This is a genomic window from Streptococcus lactarius (genome assembly GCF_016642265.1).
Taxonomy (GTDB): Bacteria; Bacillota; Bacilli; order Lactobacillales; family Streptococcaceae; genus Streptococcus; species Streptococcus lactarius.
The window spans coordinates 85669-101601 of record NZ_MRXX01000007.1 but is presented as its reverse complement, the minus strand read 5'-3'; the positions used below and the strand labels follow the sequence as shown (position 1 = coordinate 101601).

General features: G+C 44.8%; 17 protein-coding genes. 9 read left to right on the top strand and 8 right to left on the bottom strand.

All coding sequences use genetic code 11. The features are described 5' to 3' along the window. The first annotated feature begins 52 nt into the window (after positions 1 to 52). The 3 genes from BTU61_RS05955 (at position 53) to BTU61_RS05945 (ending at position 1825) form a co-directional block, all read left to right on the top strand. Entirely contained in the window at positions 53 to 748 is a 696-nt protein-coding gene (locus tag BTU61_RS05955; RefSeq protein ID WP_200772764.1) for an AzlC family ABC transporter permease, read from the top strand. Next, on the top strand, positions 735 to 1061 hold the full coding sequence (locus tag BTU61_RS05950; RefSeq protein WP_200772763.1) for an AzlD domain-containing protein: 327 nt from the start codon (positions 735 to 737) through the stop codon (positions 1059 to 1061). Before BTU61_RS05955 ends, BTU61_RS05950 begins: the two co-directional genes overlap by 14 nt. A gap of 101 nt (positions 1062 to 1162) precedes the next feature. Next, positions 1163 to 1825 carry a hypothetical protein gene (locus BTU61_RS05945; RefSeq protein WP_200772762.1) on the top strand — a complete coding sequence of 221 codons (663 nt, stop codon included), beginning with the start codon at positions 1163 to 1165 and terminating at the stop codon, positions 1823 to 1825. Positions 1826 to 2197: 372 nt separating this feature from the next. Here the strand turns inward: BTU61_RS05945 and aao are convergent, their stop codons facing one another. The 5 genes from aao to larA all read right to left on the bottom strand — a co-directional run bounded on the left by aao (position 2198) and on the right by larA (position 7646). Next, entirely contained in the window at positions 2198 to 3370 is a 1173-nt protein-coding gene (aao, locus tag BTU61_RS05940) for an aminoacetone oxidase (protein ID WP_200772761.1), read from the bottom strand. 136 nt (positions 3371 to 3506) lie between these two features. After that, a complete protein-coding gene (gene larD / locus BTU61_RS05935; RefSeq protein WP_187538690.1) occupies positions 3507 to 4220 on the bottom strand; it encodes a D/L-lactic acid transporter LarD in 714 nt (237 codons plus the stop codon). A gap of 20 nt (positions 4221 to 4240) precedes the next feature. Further along, positions 4241 to 5596, bottom strand: coding sequence for a nickel pincer cofactor biosynthesis protein LarC (gene larC / locus BTU61_RS05930; protein ID WP_200772760.1), 1356 nt, complete (start codon positions 5594 to 5596; stop codon positions 4241 to 4243). Next, entirely contained in the window at positions 5593 to 6363 is a 771-nt protein-coding gene (larB, locus tag BTU61_RS05925; protein WP_045759929.1) for a nickel pincer cofactor biosynthesis protein LarB, read from the bottom strand. The genes larC and larB overlap by 4 nt, the downstream gene beginning before the upstream one ends. A gap of 8 nt (positions 6364 to 6371) precedes the next feature. After that, the gene (gene larA / locus BTU61_RS05920; protein WP_200772759.1) at positions 6372 to 7646 is read right to left on the bottom strand and encodes a nickel-dependent lactate racemase; all 1275 of its coding nucleotides are present in this window, start codon (positions 7644 to 7646) and stop codon (positions 6372 to 6374) included. A 160-nt stretch (positions 7647 to 7806) separates the two neighbouring features. Here larA and BTU61_RS05915 point away from each other — a divergent pair, with 160 nt between their 5' ends. The 4 genes from BTU61_RS05915 to BTU61_RS05900 all read left to right on the top strand — a co-directional run bounded on the left by BTU61_RS05915 (position 7807) and on the right by BTU61_RS05900 (position 10312). Next, entirely contained in the window at positions 7807 to 8472 is a 666-nt protein-coding gene (locus BTU61_RS05915) for a Crp/Fnr family transcriptional regulator (protein ID WP_200772758.1), read from the top strand. Position 8473: 1 nt separating this feature from the next. Further along, positions 8474 to 9322 carry an ATP-dependent sacrificial sulfur transferase LarE gene (gene larE, locus BTU61_RS05910; RefSeq protein WP_200772757.1) on the top strand — a complete coding sequence of 283 codons (849 nt, stop codon included), beginning with the start codon at positions 8474 to 8476 and terminating at the stop codon, positions 9320 to 9322. Between the two features lie 3 nt (positions 9323 to 9325). Continuing rightward, a complete protein-coding gene (locus BTU61_RS05905; protein WP_200772756.1) occupies positions 9326 to 9850 on the top strand; it encodes a DUF924 family protein in 525 nt (174 codons plus the stop codon). Between the two features lie 132 nt (positions 9851 to 9982). Then, positions 9983 to 10312, top strand: a complete 330-nt coding sequence (locus tag BTU61_RS05900) for a YbaB/EbfC family nucleoid-associated protein (RefSeq protein WP_288599060.1) — start codon at positions 9983 to 9985, stop codon at positions 10310 to 10312. 88 nt (positions 10313 to 10400) lie between these two features. Here BTU61_RS05900 and BTU61_RS05895 read toward each other — a convergent pair whose 3' ends face one another. The 3 genes from BTU61_RS05895 to BTU61_RS05885 form a co-directional block, all read right to left on the bottom strand. Next, positions 10401 to 10994 (bottom strand): 3'-5' exonuclease, encoded by a 594-nt coding sequence (locus BTU61_RS05895; protein WP_200772755.1) that lies wholly within the window; start codon positions 10992 to 10994, stop codon positions 10401 to 10403. Positions 10995 to 11047: 53 nt separating this feature from the next. After that, positions 11048 to 11542 carry a DUF536 domain-containing protein gene (locus BTU61_RS05890; protein ID WP_187538706.1) on the bottom strand — a complete coding sequence of 165 codons (495 nt, stop codon included), beginning with the start codon at positions 11540 to 11542 and terminating at the stop codon, positions 11048 to 11050. A 101-nt stretch (positions 11543 to 11643) separates the two neighbouring features. Next, the gene (locus BTU61_RS05885; protein WP_200772754.1) at positions 11644 to 13932 is read right to left on the bottom strand and encodes a Xaa-Pro dipeptidyl-peptidase; all 2289 of its coding nucleotides are present in this window, start codon (positions 13930 to 13932) and stop codon (positions 11644 to 11646) included. 221 nt (positions 13933 to 14153) lie between these two features. Here BTU61_RS05885 and BTU61_RS05880 point away from each other — a divergent pair, with 221 nt between their 5' ends. Both BTU61_RS05880 and BTU61_RS05875 read left to right on the top strand, forming a co-directional pair. Continuing rightward, positions 14154 to 14918, top strand: a complete 765-nt coding sequence (locus BTU61_RS05880; protein WP_200772753.1) for a CppA N-terminal domain-containing protein — start codon at positions 14154 to 14156, stop codon at positions 14916 to 14918. Continuing rightward, positions 14908 to 15870 (top strand): serine hydrolase domain-containing protein, encoded by a 963-nt coding sequence (locus BTU61_RS05875; RefSeq protein ID WP_200772752.1) that lies wholly within the window; start codon positions 14908 to 14910, stop codon positions 15868 to 15870. Before BTU61_RS05880 ends, BTU61_RS05875 begins: the two co-directional genes overlap by 11 nt. Positions 15871 to 15933: the final 63 nt, after the last annotated feature.

Sequence of the window (15933 nt, the reverse complement as noted above, 5' to 3'; positions counted from 1 at the left end):
TCTTATGCTATAATAGAAGTCAGTATGTTGTGTCTAGAAAAGGAGTGAGAGCATGGAAAAAGATTTTTGGCAGGGAGTGAGAGATGCACTGCCGACAGCTCTAGGCTATATCAGTATTGGCCTGGCTTGCGGTGTGGTGGCGTCTCCCTATCTATCTCCCCTAGAGATGGCCTTGATGAGTATTCTCGTCTATGCAGGTGCGGCTCAGTTTGCAATGATTTCCCTGATTGCAGTCCATTCTTCGATCCTCAATATGGCCCTGACGGTCTTTTTGATCAATCTCCGCAATATGTTGATGAGTCTGCATACCTCCTCTGATTTTAAGGATGCCAGCCTCGCTCATACCATTGGAATTGGGAGTCTTCTAACGGACGAGAGTTATGGTGTCTATTTGAGTGAGAAGCTAAAGACCGATCGGATCACAGTACCTTGGATGCATGGAAACAATTTAGTAGGCTATGTGGTCTGGATCAGTGCGACGGTTGTTGGAACAGCTCTGGGGTCTCTCCTACCTGATCCAAAGGCTTTTGGACTTGATTTTGCCTTAGTAGCTATGTTTATTGGGATTTTCGCAGCCCAGTTTCAAGGTATGCAACTGACAGAAAAGACCAAGACCCTGCTCTTGGTGCTCTTATCAGTGGCGGTGAGTTTCTTTCTCTTGCTCTTTGTGGTTGCCCAAGCTATTGCTGTTCTAGTTGCGACCTTGATTGGCTGTTTTGTGGGGGTGATTTGTGATGCGCGTGAATAGTTCTATCTTCATGGCCATTCTGGCCTCAGCCCTAGTCACTTGGATTCCTCGGATCTTGCCCTTTGTCTTGGTCAAGTACAAGGGCCTGCCAGATCCTGTGACTCGCTTTCTCAAATACCTGCCCATTTCCATTATCTTTGCCTTGGTCCTATCAAGCCTAGCCACCGGGAAAATCGGTCACCTGCCCCAGTTCCACTGGTTAGAAATAGCGGTGACACTGCCCTGTCTTTATGTAGCTTTTCGTTCTAAAAATCTTATGGGAACCGTCTTGTTTGGAATTGTTCTCATGGCCCTCTTACGATTGGCATTTTAAATAGAAAAATATGTTACAAAAAAATTACAATTATTACAAAAAACTTGATTTTTGTAATAAACGGAGTATAATGGGAATCAGAAAGAGAAAGAGGTGATCTTATGAAAAAAACAATCTTCCGTTGGGGTACCGCTGTTCTGGTGGCTGCGTCACTTGGTTTGTCCCTGAGTGGCTGTGGATCAAAGGATCACAAAACATCCGCGTCCTCCTCGAAAGCATCGAGCAGCAAGGTTGTCAAAAAAACAAAAAGTAGTAGTAAGAAAGCTACAGAAGCTTCTTCCAAAGCAACAGAGACCAAGAGTTCATCTAGTCAAGCCAATGCTAGTAGCCCTGCAAAAGAGGCTAGCAAGACTGAAACCACACCTACCCCGAGCCAAGCCCCTGTCCCTGCAGAACTGGTGGGAACTTGGGTAGGATCTAGTCCACAAGCGGATGCGATTAAAATGACTGTCGATGCAAATGGGAATGTGACAACAGTGGTTAGCTTCAAAAATGATAGCGAACCAACTCGGACAGCGACCTATACAGCAAGAGCCGTCCAAGCAACAGGAAATATCTACTATTGGGATTCAGAAGGATTAGATGGAGCAGATGCCTTACTTCCAGGGATCACAGGTCTAGGCGTAGCCAATTTCCGACTCGAACCTGGTTTTGTATTAGAAGAAGGTCACTATACACCGGTTGTGTTCACAGCACCTGTCAATACTCCATTTGACTACAACAAATACAATGATTTCCGCTTTTCATTAACCAAAGAACAATAAAAAGACGAACTCGATGGAAAATCGAGTCCGTTTCAGTTTTAAGACAAAGTCATCTTAAAAACTTTCCTTAGGTGAGTACGGACGTCAGCGAACTTCGTAGAAGTTCCATGACTAATTATTGAGCCTCTTCGCTCTTTAATTTCTGGGCTCAGGCTAAAACAGTTTCCCAAACTGTTTTACTCTCAATAATTCCGAGTGCCTGAAACTTTTTGTTTCAGGCACTTTTCTCACAGCGGAAAGTTTCGGCATTTTCTTGATTCATTCTAAGAACTGGACCACATTTATATTTCTTTGTAGAATTACTTAACTTATTTTACTTTAAAATAGTTTGTCATTATTAAAAGACGAGCTCGAACAAATCGAGTTCGTTTTTTAGTAATGAGGACTACCTGCTACCCAACCGGTACAGAGGGCGGATGTGATATTAAAACCGCCTGTATGGGCATTGATATCGAGGACTTCTCCAGCAAAGTGAAGACCAGAAACTAATTTACTTTCTAGTGTTTTCGGATTGATTTCTTTAAGACTGACGCCCCCTTTCGTCACAAAGGATTTGGCAAGAGACATCTTTCCAGTGACGGGGATAGGCATCTCTTTGATCTTTCGGATCAGCTCATCTTTCTGGGCAGGAGCCAGCTGCTTTACCTTTTCAGGGAATCCTTGCGCTAAGAAATCTGCTAGACGCTCAGGTAGCAAGGACTTAAGGGTATTTTTTATAGACTTTTCACGATGCTCTTCAAGAAAATCTATTAAATCTTGAGAAGAAGTGGTTGGCAGGAGGTCCAGAGATAAGATTTCCCCGCCTTTAACAAAGCTAGACATCCGAAGGGCTGCAGGACCAGAGAGACCGAAATGCGTAAAGAGCAGGTCGTGTGTGATGATGTGTTTGCTGTAGCTGAGGGTCACATCTGTCAGAGAGATCCCTTGGAGGGCCTTGTGTGGAAAATCTGTCAACAGAGGACTCTCTGCCGCTTCCAGATCGGTGATGGTGTGCTTGAAGTGACGGGCAATCTCATACCCATACCCCGTAGAGCCGGTCGATGGGTAAGATTTACCCCCAGTTGTAACGACCAGCTTGTCAGCAGTCCAAGTTTTTTCAGCAGATTTGATGATAAAGACATCCTCAGGCTTGGTGACAGAGACTACTTCGCAGTTGGTGGCCATGCTAGCACCTAGCTCAAGGATCTTATTCTCTAAAGCTTGAATAATGGTGCGGGATTGATCGCTAGTAGGAAAGACTCGACCATGATCCTCGACTTTCAGCTTGACGCCATTATCGGTGAAAAATTGAATGATATCATGGTTATCAAATTGAGAAAACACACTGTAAAGGAAACGGCCATTTCCAGGAATACCGGCCATCAGATCATCTAAGGTCCCGTTGTTCGTGACATTGCAGCGACCTCCTCCGGTACCAGCGAGCTTCTTGCCCAGCTTTTTATTCTTTTCGATCAGCAGGGTGGATTGGCCATAAGAGGCGCTGGCAATGGTCGCCATCATCCCAGCAGGACCGCCTCCAATGACAATAGTCTGATAGTGAGTCATATCAATCTTCTTTCTCTTGTTTCTTTCATGATTTGCTTTGTCCATTATATCATTTTATAGAGGTCTTCGGAAAATGAAGGAATCAAAAAAACAAGCACCCGCAGATGCTTGTTTTTTCATAGGATTGATCTTCCGATTACATGATTCCAAGGAAGTAACGGATGAAGAAGAAGGCAAGGACAGCACCAACAAATGGAGCAGTACCTGGTACAAGAAGACCATATTGCCAGTCGTTGTTTACTTTATCTTTAATTGGCAAGATTTGGTAAGCGAAACGAGGTCCAAGGTCACGCGCTTGGTTCATGGCGAAACCTGTAGTACCACCAAGACCCATACCGATAGCCCAAACGATCAAACCAACAGTGAATGGAAGCATTGCTTCGTTGGCGTGTTCAGCAGCCATGATTGATGTCAAGAAGATAAATGTTGCGAACGCTTCGACGAAGTAGTTACGTGGAAGGTTACGGCAGTTAGGGTTAGTTGAGAAGATGTTACGGATAGCAACACCATCAATTTGACCTTCAGAAGCTTTAAAGTGATCAGCATACATAAAGTAAGCAATCAAAGCTCCAAGGAAAGCACCGATCATTTCAGCGATAGCGATTGGGAAGAATTGAGCGATTGTCAATTTACCAAGAAGGACCTTTAATAAAGCCATTGCAGGGTTCATTGAAACGCCGCCAAAGACAACCAAGCAGACAGTGATACCGAATGCCCATGTAGTGATCGCGAATAAGTGTCCAGTTCCAGCATATTTTGTTTTCTTCAAAACGTCGTCACAGTGTACGCCAACCCCGAAGATAATCATCAAAGCTGTACTCATAACTTCTGCAAGTAATTGATGTGTCATGTTAATAAATGTCTCCTAAATTAATAAATATATTTTTGTAATTGGTGATAAACTTCTTGAATCGGCAACTGCATCTCCTTAGCAATACGCTGACAGTCTTCGTATTCAAGCGTCTTCTTAGTGATGGATCCGTACTGATTGATTTTAACCGTAACGGTTCCAAATTCTGTATCGATTTGTTCAAATCGACGTTGCATGACCTTGCGGTCAACTTGTTGGTATCGAAAACCAATGGTACTGGTTTCTTTGAACAAGAGGGTTGAAAAATCTTCCAGCTGGCTATTTTGAATCAAAAGCGTTAACTCAAAACCAGGACGATTCTTTTTCATAACGATGCTACGATAGTAGACATCCAAAGCGCCAGCATCCAAGAACCGATTGAGAATATAAGCCAGTTGTTCTGGTGTTTGATCATCAATCGTTGTGGTGATTTCAACGATGCGATCATCGGTGTGATGAACGATGGTCGTGCTATGTGAGGCGTCTTCCTTCAATAGCGAACCGCGTAAAGCATTGAATTTTCCGGTATCTCTTTTCCCAAAGCCATAGCCGACACTTTGGATGGCGAAGTGGGATGGGATCGGTTCGAAGATCGGGTCTAATGCTTTCAAGAGGGCTAACCCTGTTGGGGTGATCAACTCTGTTTTGACGGTGAAGTCTTGAGTGATCGGAATGGTGGTTTCCTTTCTCAACTGCATGACAGCAGGAACTGGAACCGGCATTTCCCCATGGGCGACTGAGATCGTTCCACTTCCCTCTGTGAGAGGAGTGGAGTAGACTGTGTCGATTCCGAGCGATTCCACTAGGATGAAAAAGCTAACGATGTCGACGATCGAGTCAATGGCACCGATCTCGTGGAAATGGATCTGCTCAACAGGCATGTTGTGCACAGCTGCTTCAGCCTTTGCAATGTCAAGAAAGACTGCAAGGCTCTTTTCTTTTACAAAAGGACTCAACTGAGAAGCGACAATCAAGTCGTGGATGTCTGCATAACTGCGGGCATCCGCATGGGAATGTCCATGTTCATGATCGTGATGATGTTCATGATCGTGATGATGTTCGTGATCGTGATGGTGTTCGTGATCGTGATGATGTTCGTGATCATGATGATGTTCGTGATCATGATGATGTTCGTGATCGTGATCAAAATCGCCTTCAATCCCCGTATCTTTCTCCCCGTGGTGAAGGTGGACATCAAAATCAGTTCCCCAGATAGCACTTTTTGCGATGCGATCAACATGAAGGTGGAAACCATCGACTCCCAGTTTTTCGAGTTCGGAGCGAAGTAAGGTGACGTCTCCCCCAAGGTCAACCAATAGACCATTGAGCATATCGCCACTTATTCCAGAAAAAGGTTCTAAAAATAGACTGGTCATTCGTTTTCCTTTCGATTGTGGTTGAGTCGGTTGATCATACAAGCTGAATAAGCTGCACCAAATCCATTGTCAATATTGACGACGGTGACTCCAGAAGCACAAGAAGTCAGCATACTCATCAAAGTCGTGAGTCCTTGAAGATTGCTTCCGTATCCGATACTAGTCGGCACGGCAATCACAGGCACATCCACAAGACCTCCAACAACGCTGACAAGAGCTCCTTCCATTCCAGCGATGACAATCACCACACTGGCCTTTTGGATCTCATCTAAGCGTCTAAAGAGGCGATGAATACCGGCGACTCCTACGTCATAGATCCGGTGGACAGCGTGGCCAAAGGTCTCTGCCGTTACGGCAGCCTCTTCGGCAACAGGAACATCACTAGTCCCTGCTGTCACAACGGCAATGTAGTGCTCCGCATCCACCTCTTCTTTTTTCGAGTTGAGAACGAAGCAGCGCGCTTCTGGATAATAGTGGCCGTTAGGAAAGAGCTGAGAAAGAGCCTCTCCCTTTTGGAGAGAGACTCTAGTTGCAAGGATCGGCAATTCTTTTTGTAAGAGGAATTGCATGATGCCTTCCATTTGCTCAACTGTCTTTCCTTCGCCGAAGATGACTTCAGGGAAGCCATTGCGGCGTTGCCGGTCAGTATCAATTGCTGCATACCCTAGTTCTTTCACGCCGTTAATTTGCTCCAGCGCATCCTCTACAGAGAGGTGGCCAGCTTGCAAGTCACGGAGTGTTTGTTCTAGATTTGGTTGAAAATCCATGGTCGATTCTATTCAACAACGACAGAGAGTCCGTCGCGGATAACGGTTACTTTCGCATCTTTTCCTTCACGAGCCAAGGCTTTTTCAAGTGCTTCGTCAAATGAAGTTGCAAGTTCCATGTGCATACCTGTGATCAAAGCAGGATCGACAAGGTCAGATACAAAGATAACATGGTGGTGTACCAAGATACGAGCCAAGATTTGAGAAGTCCATTGGTCTGGAACAGTTTCCAAACGAGGTGTATTGATGGCTTGTTCCAAGAATTCTTTTGGATCTTCTACTTCAGCAAGGTTACGATAGAATCCTTCTCCACCGTGACCATCCGCACATCCAGCAACCATGATGATGGTTCCGCCTTCTTTGTTTGAAGCTTCAGCAGCTGTCATCCCTTTAACGGCTTGGTAGATGTTTTGGTCAAGTGGGAAACCACCGTTTGTTGAAATCGTGATGTCGCTTTCGATCTTAGACACGTGTGCCAAGTCTGCAACAAATTCACAACCAACTTTGTGGGCTTCAACCATGTCCCCAGCGAAAGATCCGATGATGTGTTTTTCGCCGTCCAAGACAACATTGACGATGAAGGCCAATTTTGCAGTACGAGCAGCGTAAAGCATATCTTCGTGGATTGGGTTGTGGTCAAGGTTACCAGTACGTGCTTTATCAGAGTTGATAAAGTCACCTGAGTGGTTCGCCATGATAGTCTTGTATGAAGCAATACCTGGAAGGACTGATTTACGTCCACCTGAGAATCCAGCAAAGAAGTGAGATTCGATGAATCCTTCTGCCAGCAACAAGTCAGCTTCAGCAGCAATCTTGTTGATGATACAATCCCCACCTGAAGGAAGTTGACCGATTTTAACCATGTCATCGTCGTTTGTTGAAATGTGCATAACGATTTCTTCATTGTCAACGATTTCTTGGCCGTATTTGTTGATCAATTCTTCACGAGTTGAAGGACGGTGGAAACCAGTAGCAACCAAGATACGCACGCGTGCATCAGGGTTAACTGAGCGAATACGACGCAAAATGATTGGGGTAATGATATGAGAAGGTACAGGACGAGTGTGGTCAGAACTGATCAACACGATGTCTTTTTTACCTTTAGCGAGTTCTTCCAAAGATGGGCTGCCGATAGGGTTATCCAATGAACGTTCAACAGTTTCTTCTTCAGACAGTGGGTTATGGAAGTTTTCCGCTTTTGACTCTAACAAACCAGCAAAGTTTTCATCTGGAATCTTTGCAACAATCGTCTTTTTGTCGTACGGTAATTTAATTTCTACCATTATTTGCGATCTCCTTTATTAATACTGATACTTATAGTATAATTCTTTTTTAAAAGAGGTGTGTACTGTTTGTTGTTAACAAATGATAACATAAAATAACGAAAATAGGTGTATCATTAGTGTGACTTTGAGAAAGAGCAGATGGGGAGGAAAAACCGTCGTGAATTCAGAATTTTTAGTGAAATTTTTGGAAGAGAGGCGAACGCCGATCGTCAAGAAAAAATACCATAGTTACCTCTCCTATCGTGGGATCAAAGAGGACTACATCTACATCTTGAAAGAAGGTGTAGTCAAGACCAGTGTCATCATGCGCGATGGGCGTGAGTTTAACTTTTCCTATCTAAAAGCCATTGACATTGTCTCTTTGATTCGTGATGAGGTGTCCAATTATACAGACTCGCCTTTTAATGTGCGAGTGGAGACAGAAGAAGCGAGTTTTTATCGCATTCCCCGGGTCAAATTTTGGAATTTTGTCAAAGAACAAAAAGAACTGCAGGACTATGTGAGGGACTATTATCGCAATAAACTGTCTGAAAGTATGGAGTCTCAGCAGTATATGATGATGAATGGCAAAAAAGGAGCAGTTTGTTTTCATTTGCAAAAATTAAGCAATTTGTTTGGTGTGGAGCAAGAAGATGGCGTCTTGATTGATTTCAACATTACCAATGAAGATATTGCTGGCTTTTGTGGGATTTCGACGCGAAACAGTGTCAATCGCATTCTCAATGAATTAAAACGAGAAGGCGTTTTGGATATTCGACAGCAAAAGATCGTGATTTTGGATAATGAACGGATTGAAGAATTTATCGGAAGGGAGCTATTCTAAGATGGCAACAGAAGCACAAATCAGAAAAGAAAAAGAAGAAAAATTACAAGATATTTTACGCAAAATCGGGAAAGTCGCCGTTACCTATTCAGGTGGGATTGACAGTTCTTATCTCTTGAAGGTGGCCTTGGATACCTTGGGACCCGACAATGTCATTGCGGCTGTCGTGAACTCTGAGATGTTTTCAAATGAAGAGTTCGATCTAGCACTCGACTTGGCTGATCAGCTTGGAGCACCGGTGCTTGGTCTGGAAATGAGAGAGTTGAGTGATCCTCGGATTGCTGCCAATACGCCCAATATTTGGTATTACACCAAACAATTGATGTACCAAACCATTAAGGATTCGGTTACAGAATTGGGATTTGAGCAATTGGTGGACGGCATGATCATGGATGATATCAACGACTTCCGTCCTGGGATAAAGGCTCGGGACGAAGCAGGTGTCCGCAGTGTCTTGCAAGAAGCCGGTCTCTATAAGACAGAAATTCGTCAATTGGCCAAGGAAAGAGGGGTCTCCAATTGGAATAAGGTGCCATCTTGTAGTGTTGCCTCACGCTTCCCATACGGGGTGAAAATCACTTCAGAAAATGTCCAACGGGTCTTTGAAGGGGAAGAGTTCCTTGTAGGACTTGGCTTTGAGCAAGCTCGTGTGCGTGTCCATGGAGACTTGGCACGCATCGAAGTGGAAGAAGACCATCTGCTTGAAGCCATCCAACTGCATGACAAGATCAATGACTACATGAAGAAAATCGGATTTACCTATGTAGCCTTGGATTTGGCTGGATACAAGTACGGTCGGATGAATGATTCATTGGATGAAAAAACAAAAGAAAAAATTATGGCGGGTTAAGCAATGAAGGAAGTGATAAGCTTCTGGTTTGAAGAGTTGAAGCCAGAGGATTGGTTCAAAAAATCAGACGCACTGGATCAAGAAATGCGCGTGCGCTTTGAAGAACTTTATTGGAAGGCCAGTCGTGGGGAATTGTTCAGCTGGCGCGCGTCAGCTGAAGGGCGCTTGGCAGAGATTTTGCTTTTGGACCAGATCCCTCGGAATATTTTTCGAGGGACGGCCCAAGCCTTTGCAACCGATTCGCTTGCCTTGGTTTTGGCCCAAGAAGGCCTAATACAAGCCCAAGAATTACCAGTTGTACAAAGAGGCTTTTTCTACATGCCCTTTATGCATTCGGAATCTTTAGCCATTCATGAAGAAGCTTTGCGCTTATTTGATCAACCGGGCTTAGAAAAGCGTTTGAAGTATGAGAAAATGCATGCGGAGATTCTCAAACAATTTGGGCGTTATCCACATCGGAATGCCATCTTAGGACGGCCTTCGACCAAGGAAGAAGAGGAGTATTTGAAAGAACATGCAGGCTTTTAAAGGAAGATGAGGCTCACAGATTTTAAAACCCTTTTCTCTCTTCATGAAATTGTCTGAAACAATAGACGTGAGATCAGAGTTCCCTTACCAAAGCTTTTCCAAGCGTCTAAAAAATGGTATAATGAACTGTAAATTTCACAATTTGGAAGGAATGTTATTGCTATGATGAATATGCAAAATATGATGAAGCAAGCTCAAAAATTGCAAAAGCAAATGGAGCAAAGCCAAGCGGAACTAGCTGCAACTCAATTTGTAGGGAAATCTGCTCAAGACTTGGTTGTCGCGACTCTTACAGGTGATAAGAAGGTCGTTTCCATCGATTTCAATGCTGCAGTGGTCGATCCTGAAGATACAGAAACGCTTTCGGATATGACAGTCCAAGCTATCAATGCTGCCATTGAAGAAATTGATGCAGCTACTAAGAAAAAACTCGGTGCTTTCGCAGGGAAATTGCCATTTTAAGCAAAGAAGATGTTCATCAACTCAAAAGAGAGAGTGGGACAGAAATCGAATTCTAACGAATTGCCGATTTCTGTCCCACTCTCTCTTTTTATTCCTCAAAAAATCCGGATAAGTCCAAGCCTCCAAAGGGGTTGGTGGAGAAGTCCTCTTGTTCTTCAAGGAGGGTGCGGCCTTGATCAAATTCGAGAAATTGTTGGTAGACCAGGGCGGTCATACGGGCGTCCTCTAAGCTATTATGTGATCTTCCTGCGACGCCCAGGAATTCTGCAACAGTGTGGAGTTGGAGATTTTTAATGCCGTGGAGGTCAGATGGACGGCGCTCGAAAGCTTGGTCAAAGACATCGACGGCATACTGGTCCTCTAAATCCAGCCCATTTTCAAGCAGGATGGGAAGGTCGCTCTTTTTGGCATTGTAGCCGATCAAGGGTCGGTCTCCAACGAAGGTCTTGAATTCACCGAGGACCTGCTCGAGTTGAGGGGCATGTTGGATCTTGTCCTGGGTAATGCCAGTAAGGCCGTTAATAAAGCTTTTTAGAGGCTTATCGGTGTAGACGTAGGTATCGTAGTGGTCGACTTCTTCACCTTCCTTAAAACGCACGGCAGATACCTGGATGATCTGGTAGGCGCCTTCGTATTGGTTAAATTCGAGATCGAAGGCGATATACTCTTCTAATACTTTCATGGGAAATCTCCTTTGGTGAGACAGAAAAGGGACTGGTATGATCCAGCCCCGGATTATCGACGGAAAACGCGCGCCCAGAAACCTTTGCTTTCTTGCTCTTGAACTTTTTCATTGGCTTGTTCGAGTTCAAGTTTCAAGGTATCGCGGTCGTTCATTGCTTGTAAGGTCAATTGTTGCTGTTGGTCCAATTGCTTGTCTTTTTCAGCAATCTGCACATCTTTCACGCGCAATTGTTCATCTTTTTTTGCCAACTGCTCGTCTTTGGCCTTGAGTTGCTCGTAGAGACGGACAATTTCAGAATTTTTTTCATCTACCAAAATCTCCATCAATTCGCGCTGTTTGGTATCATCGCTGACCGGCTCATCTTCAAAAATGGTTTTTTTGTAGATTTCTTCGAGCTTGATCAAGCCACTACGGGTTACAACGGTAACCCCTTTTTCATTTTTTTCAGTATCTTCTGGAGCGAGTGCCTTGACACGGTTGTTGACCGCCTGGCGGCTGACTCCTAAAATTTCAGCAAGTTCGCTGACAGTTTTTTCAATCGCCATAACTTCCTCTACTATCTTTTTCTATGAAATACTCTATTAGATAGTATCACAAGTAGGCTAAGCTGTCAAATGAAGCAAAGTAGACAAGGCTTGAAATGAGCTTAGTGAGACGTTGTCATTTCGGGAAGGCTGAGACTTGATTGAGCAAGGTCGACGGTGAGTTGGTAATCGGTTTGATCGCGCACAGTGATCTCAAAGTCTGTCGTGTAAAGGACCAGGCGAAGAGTTGTGCCTTTTTCGAGCTTGTAGATGGTTGGTTGGAGTTCAAAGTCAAATTCCATCCACTCGCCTGGCGTCACGGGCTCAATCTCTAAGAGATCCTGACGGTTTTGGAGGTTGAGATAACCTTTAGAAATCACTCGTTGGCCAGCTTCTTTGAAGGGCAACTCTGTCAGGTTGTCTAGCATGTGGTAGCGACCATTATCCAGCGTACGGACCGACAAGACAGCAGGATAAGGTTGGAGGAACTTCTTACTTCCAAGCTCTAAGAGTTGGGCTGAGAGCAGGCCTTTATTGGTGCTGGATTGGACCCGCAGGTGAAGGCGAGCTTTCCCGTTGAGGTGCAGGTCTTCTTCGATCGGAAGATCAATTGTTACTTGTTGAGCCTTATCTTGGTAGAGGTCCGTTAAGAAGGTTGGATAAGCCTTGCCATAGCGCTCGTAATCCTTTGTTTCGTAACGGTTTTGGATGACTTTTTCGCTGTCTCCCAGTGAGAAGGTCCGCTGATTTGTTTGGTTACCAAAATCTTCCAAGGGAGTCCAACTTTGTTCTCCTGTATTGTCTTGCCAGATGACCGTTGGCAATTCATAGCTTGAAGCATAGCCTAGCAATTTTTTCGACAGGAAGGCGTTCATGCTTTCACGAAAGTCAATGGATTGCCAGTTGTTGAGGTAGACATGGGCCCCATTGTGGAAGAAGAGGTGCTTTTTGATAGTTGCTGGAAGAGCCTGGAACATATTAAAGACATGAAGCGGTTTGACGTTCCAGTCTTGCGAACCATGAGTGAAGACCACCTCTGCCTTGACCCGATTTGCATTTAAGAGATAATTGCGATCGTGCCAGAATTGATTGTAATCTCCAGAAGCTCTATCCAGTTCTTTTTTCACCATGTCTAGATCGGCTTGGTGGGCAGCATTGTGATGCAAATGGTCCCCACCTAGAAGGTTGCGCGAGTAGGTTAATTCGGCTAGGGAATCAAAGTCTTCACCAGGATAGCCACCAGGGCTTGTGACGAGACCATTTTCACGGTAGTAGTTGTACCAAGAAGAAATTCCTGCTTCTGCAATGATGACTTCTAGGCCGTCCACGCCTGTGGTCGCTAGGCCGTTAGACATGGTTCCAAGGTAGGAGATTCCTGTCGTTGCGACCTTTCCATTAGACCAATCGGCTTTGACTTGGCGCTTGCGTGTATGATCTGTAAAGGCCCGGCAACGGCCATTGAGCCAATCGATCACATTCTTGTAGGCTTCGATTTGTTGGTAATTTCCATTGGTCATCAGCCCTTGCGAATCTTTTGTTCCAACTCCAGATACGTAAAGATTGGCGTATCCGCGTGGCAGCAGGTAGTCATTGAGGGTGTAGCTGGAGTTGATATGGGTTAGGAGCTCTTCAGCCTCATCCACCTCTTCAGCTTGACCGACCGGTTCGACGAAGTTTAATTGAGGTTCTTCTAGTTGGATGGTATGAGGTTCTTTGACCTCCAGGTCGACATTCATATTGTAGAGAGCCTTGTCACTAGCTTTATCATTGGTCCCTTGGTGGTAGGGACTAGCCGTCATAACAGCTGGGATTTTGCCTTCATAGCGAGGACGGATGATGCTGACCTTGACCAGATCTGGCAGGCCATCCTTGTCGGTATCGACCCGGCTTTCGACATAAACGACCTCGCGAATAGCATCTTGACTGGTAAAGGTGGCGAGACTCTTGCCATTAAAATAGTGATACTGGTTGGTTTCAGGGATCAAGCCATCACTGACCAACTGATCGATCAAGCTATTGCCTCGTTTGGTTCGGGTATTAAGGAGTTGGTAGAGATTTTCAAGAAGCGTGCCATAGGTGATGGGGAAATGGGTTTCCTTGCGAAAGGCCTCGCTATCATCAAAATCGACAAAAAAGCTAAAGCCCAGTAGTTGAAAGGCAACCGCATAAAAAACATCTGCCGTTAAGGTTTTATCAGACTTGAAAAAGGCTAGCAGATCTGTGTCTTTATCAGCCACAAGAGTAGATAAGGCGTAGTCTGTGTTCTTGTATTGGAAGAATGCTTGGCGGACAAAGGCCTCTAGCATGGCCTTTGGATCAGGCTCTTCTTGGAAGGTGAAGCCAAGCCCCGCCAGCTCTTCCTTCATGGTAGCAGTAGCCGTAGGGATATAGCTAAATTGATTAAATTTCATCGTAGATTCTCCTATCTAAATCATATCTCGATGTGAGTGAGCAGTCGCATCAGCGCTGTCATCGTTCCAATTTCTATTATACTGGATCCGAAAGGGATTGTCTAAAGAAAATGGGGAAAGAGCGGATCAAAAGCAATTTTCAGAAATCTGCACTCATTTGCGCAAAATTTCTTGTAAAAAGTCAGAAAATCTTTTACAATAAAATGAGCGTGGAGGAAGTTATGACAATAAATCAGATCGTAAGAGTTATCCCAGTCTTAAAAGTAAACAACCGCAATGTCAATCAAGACTTTTATGAAGAAACATTGGGAATGAAAGTATTGGTAGAAGAAGGTGCCCTTTTATCCTTGGGGGATGCTTCAAACGTGGAAAAAATCGTCTTGGAAGAATCACCAAGCATGCGCTCGCGCAAGGTTGAAGGGCCCAAAAAATTGAAACGCATCGTGGTCAAAGTCGGCGAGGCTCAAGAAATTGATTACCTACTGGCACGGAAGCCCCAAACAACGGCTCTCTACCAAGGTGCCAATGGTCGTGCCTTTGAAGTGGTGTCTCCTCAAGGAGATCGGATCCTGGTGCACGCAGAAGAAGAACTTGAAAGTCTAGAACCTCTGGAGGAAGCCCCTCTAGTCGTGGTTCCAGACGATTTCACGGGTTTGACTGCCTTTGAAGTGGCCTTTCTTGAGGTCAATGTACTGGATCCTGCTCAAGCCAAGAAATTGTACGAGGCTGCTGATCTTACAGGCTTTGTTCATGTGAAGGAAGCGCAAGGAGAAGATCTTCAGCTGGAAAATAATGTGACTTGGGATTTAAGCACCATCAAGGTCGAATTGGCTGCGTTTGATGTGGAGGCTTTGAGGGAAAGTCTAGGGGATGCTGTTGAATTTGTACACCGTAAAGGATCGTTTATGATTGCTAAGGATACTAGCCGGATTGAGCTCTGGTTTGAGGGCAAGCAAGGCCGCGTCCATATTTCTTATGAACCCTAAGAATGGAGAGATAGGTGTGAATCCAATCATCGAAAAAATCAAGCAACAAATCCAAGAAGGCATCTATCCAGGTGCCTCTCTTGCGCTTTACCGCAAGGGCCAGTGGAGTGAGCATTATCTAGGGCTCGCAAACCCTGAAATAGGAGAGCCGGTATGTGCGGGTCTAGTCTATGATTTGGCCAGCGTTAGTAAGGTTGTCGGAGTCGCTACGATCTGCGCTTTCTTATATGCGAGAGGAGAACTTCCGCTGGATCAATCCTTTAAAGAGCTTTATCCGCCTTTTGCCCATCCAAGGACGACCATCCGGGAACTCTTGACCCATACTTCTGGACTGGATCCTTTTATCCCCAATCGGGATCAGTTGGATGCCAGACAATTGAAAGAAGCTCTTGAAAATTTGCAGTTGAAAGAAGACAAGAGTTTTCATTACACCGATGTCAATTTTCTTCTATTGGGATTTTGGTTAGAAAACGTATTCGGCCAACCCTTGGATGCTTTATTTGAAGAGAAGATTTTTGCACCTTGGAAAATGACAGAGACACAGTTTGGACCAGTTGACCAGGCGGTGCCAACGGTGCGTGGAGTTACTTCTGGCTCTGTCCATGATCCCAAGGCTCAGGTCTTAGGCCATCATGCGGGTAGTGCCGGACTTTTTTCAACTGTAAGGGATCTCGAGTGTTTTTTGGAACATTACCTCAAAGACGATTTTGCGCGGAATCTATCTCAGAATTTTGCGCGTGAAGCGGGGAAGGCACGTTCTCTTGGATGGAATCTAGAGGGCGACTGGCTAGACCATACAGGCTATACAGGAACCTTCATCATGTACAATCGCACCAAGCAAGAGGCGGTGATTTTCTTGTCCAACCGGACCTATGAGAAGGACGAACGCGCTCAATGGATTCAAGACCGCAATAGTTTGATGGACCTCATCAAGCAAGAATTTGAAAATTAAATAGGATAGAGCGCGTGGGACAGAAATCGGTCATTCGTTAGAATTCGATTTCGTCGTCCCACC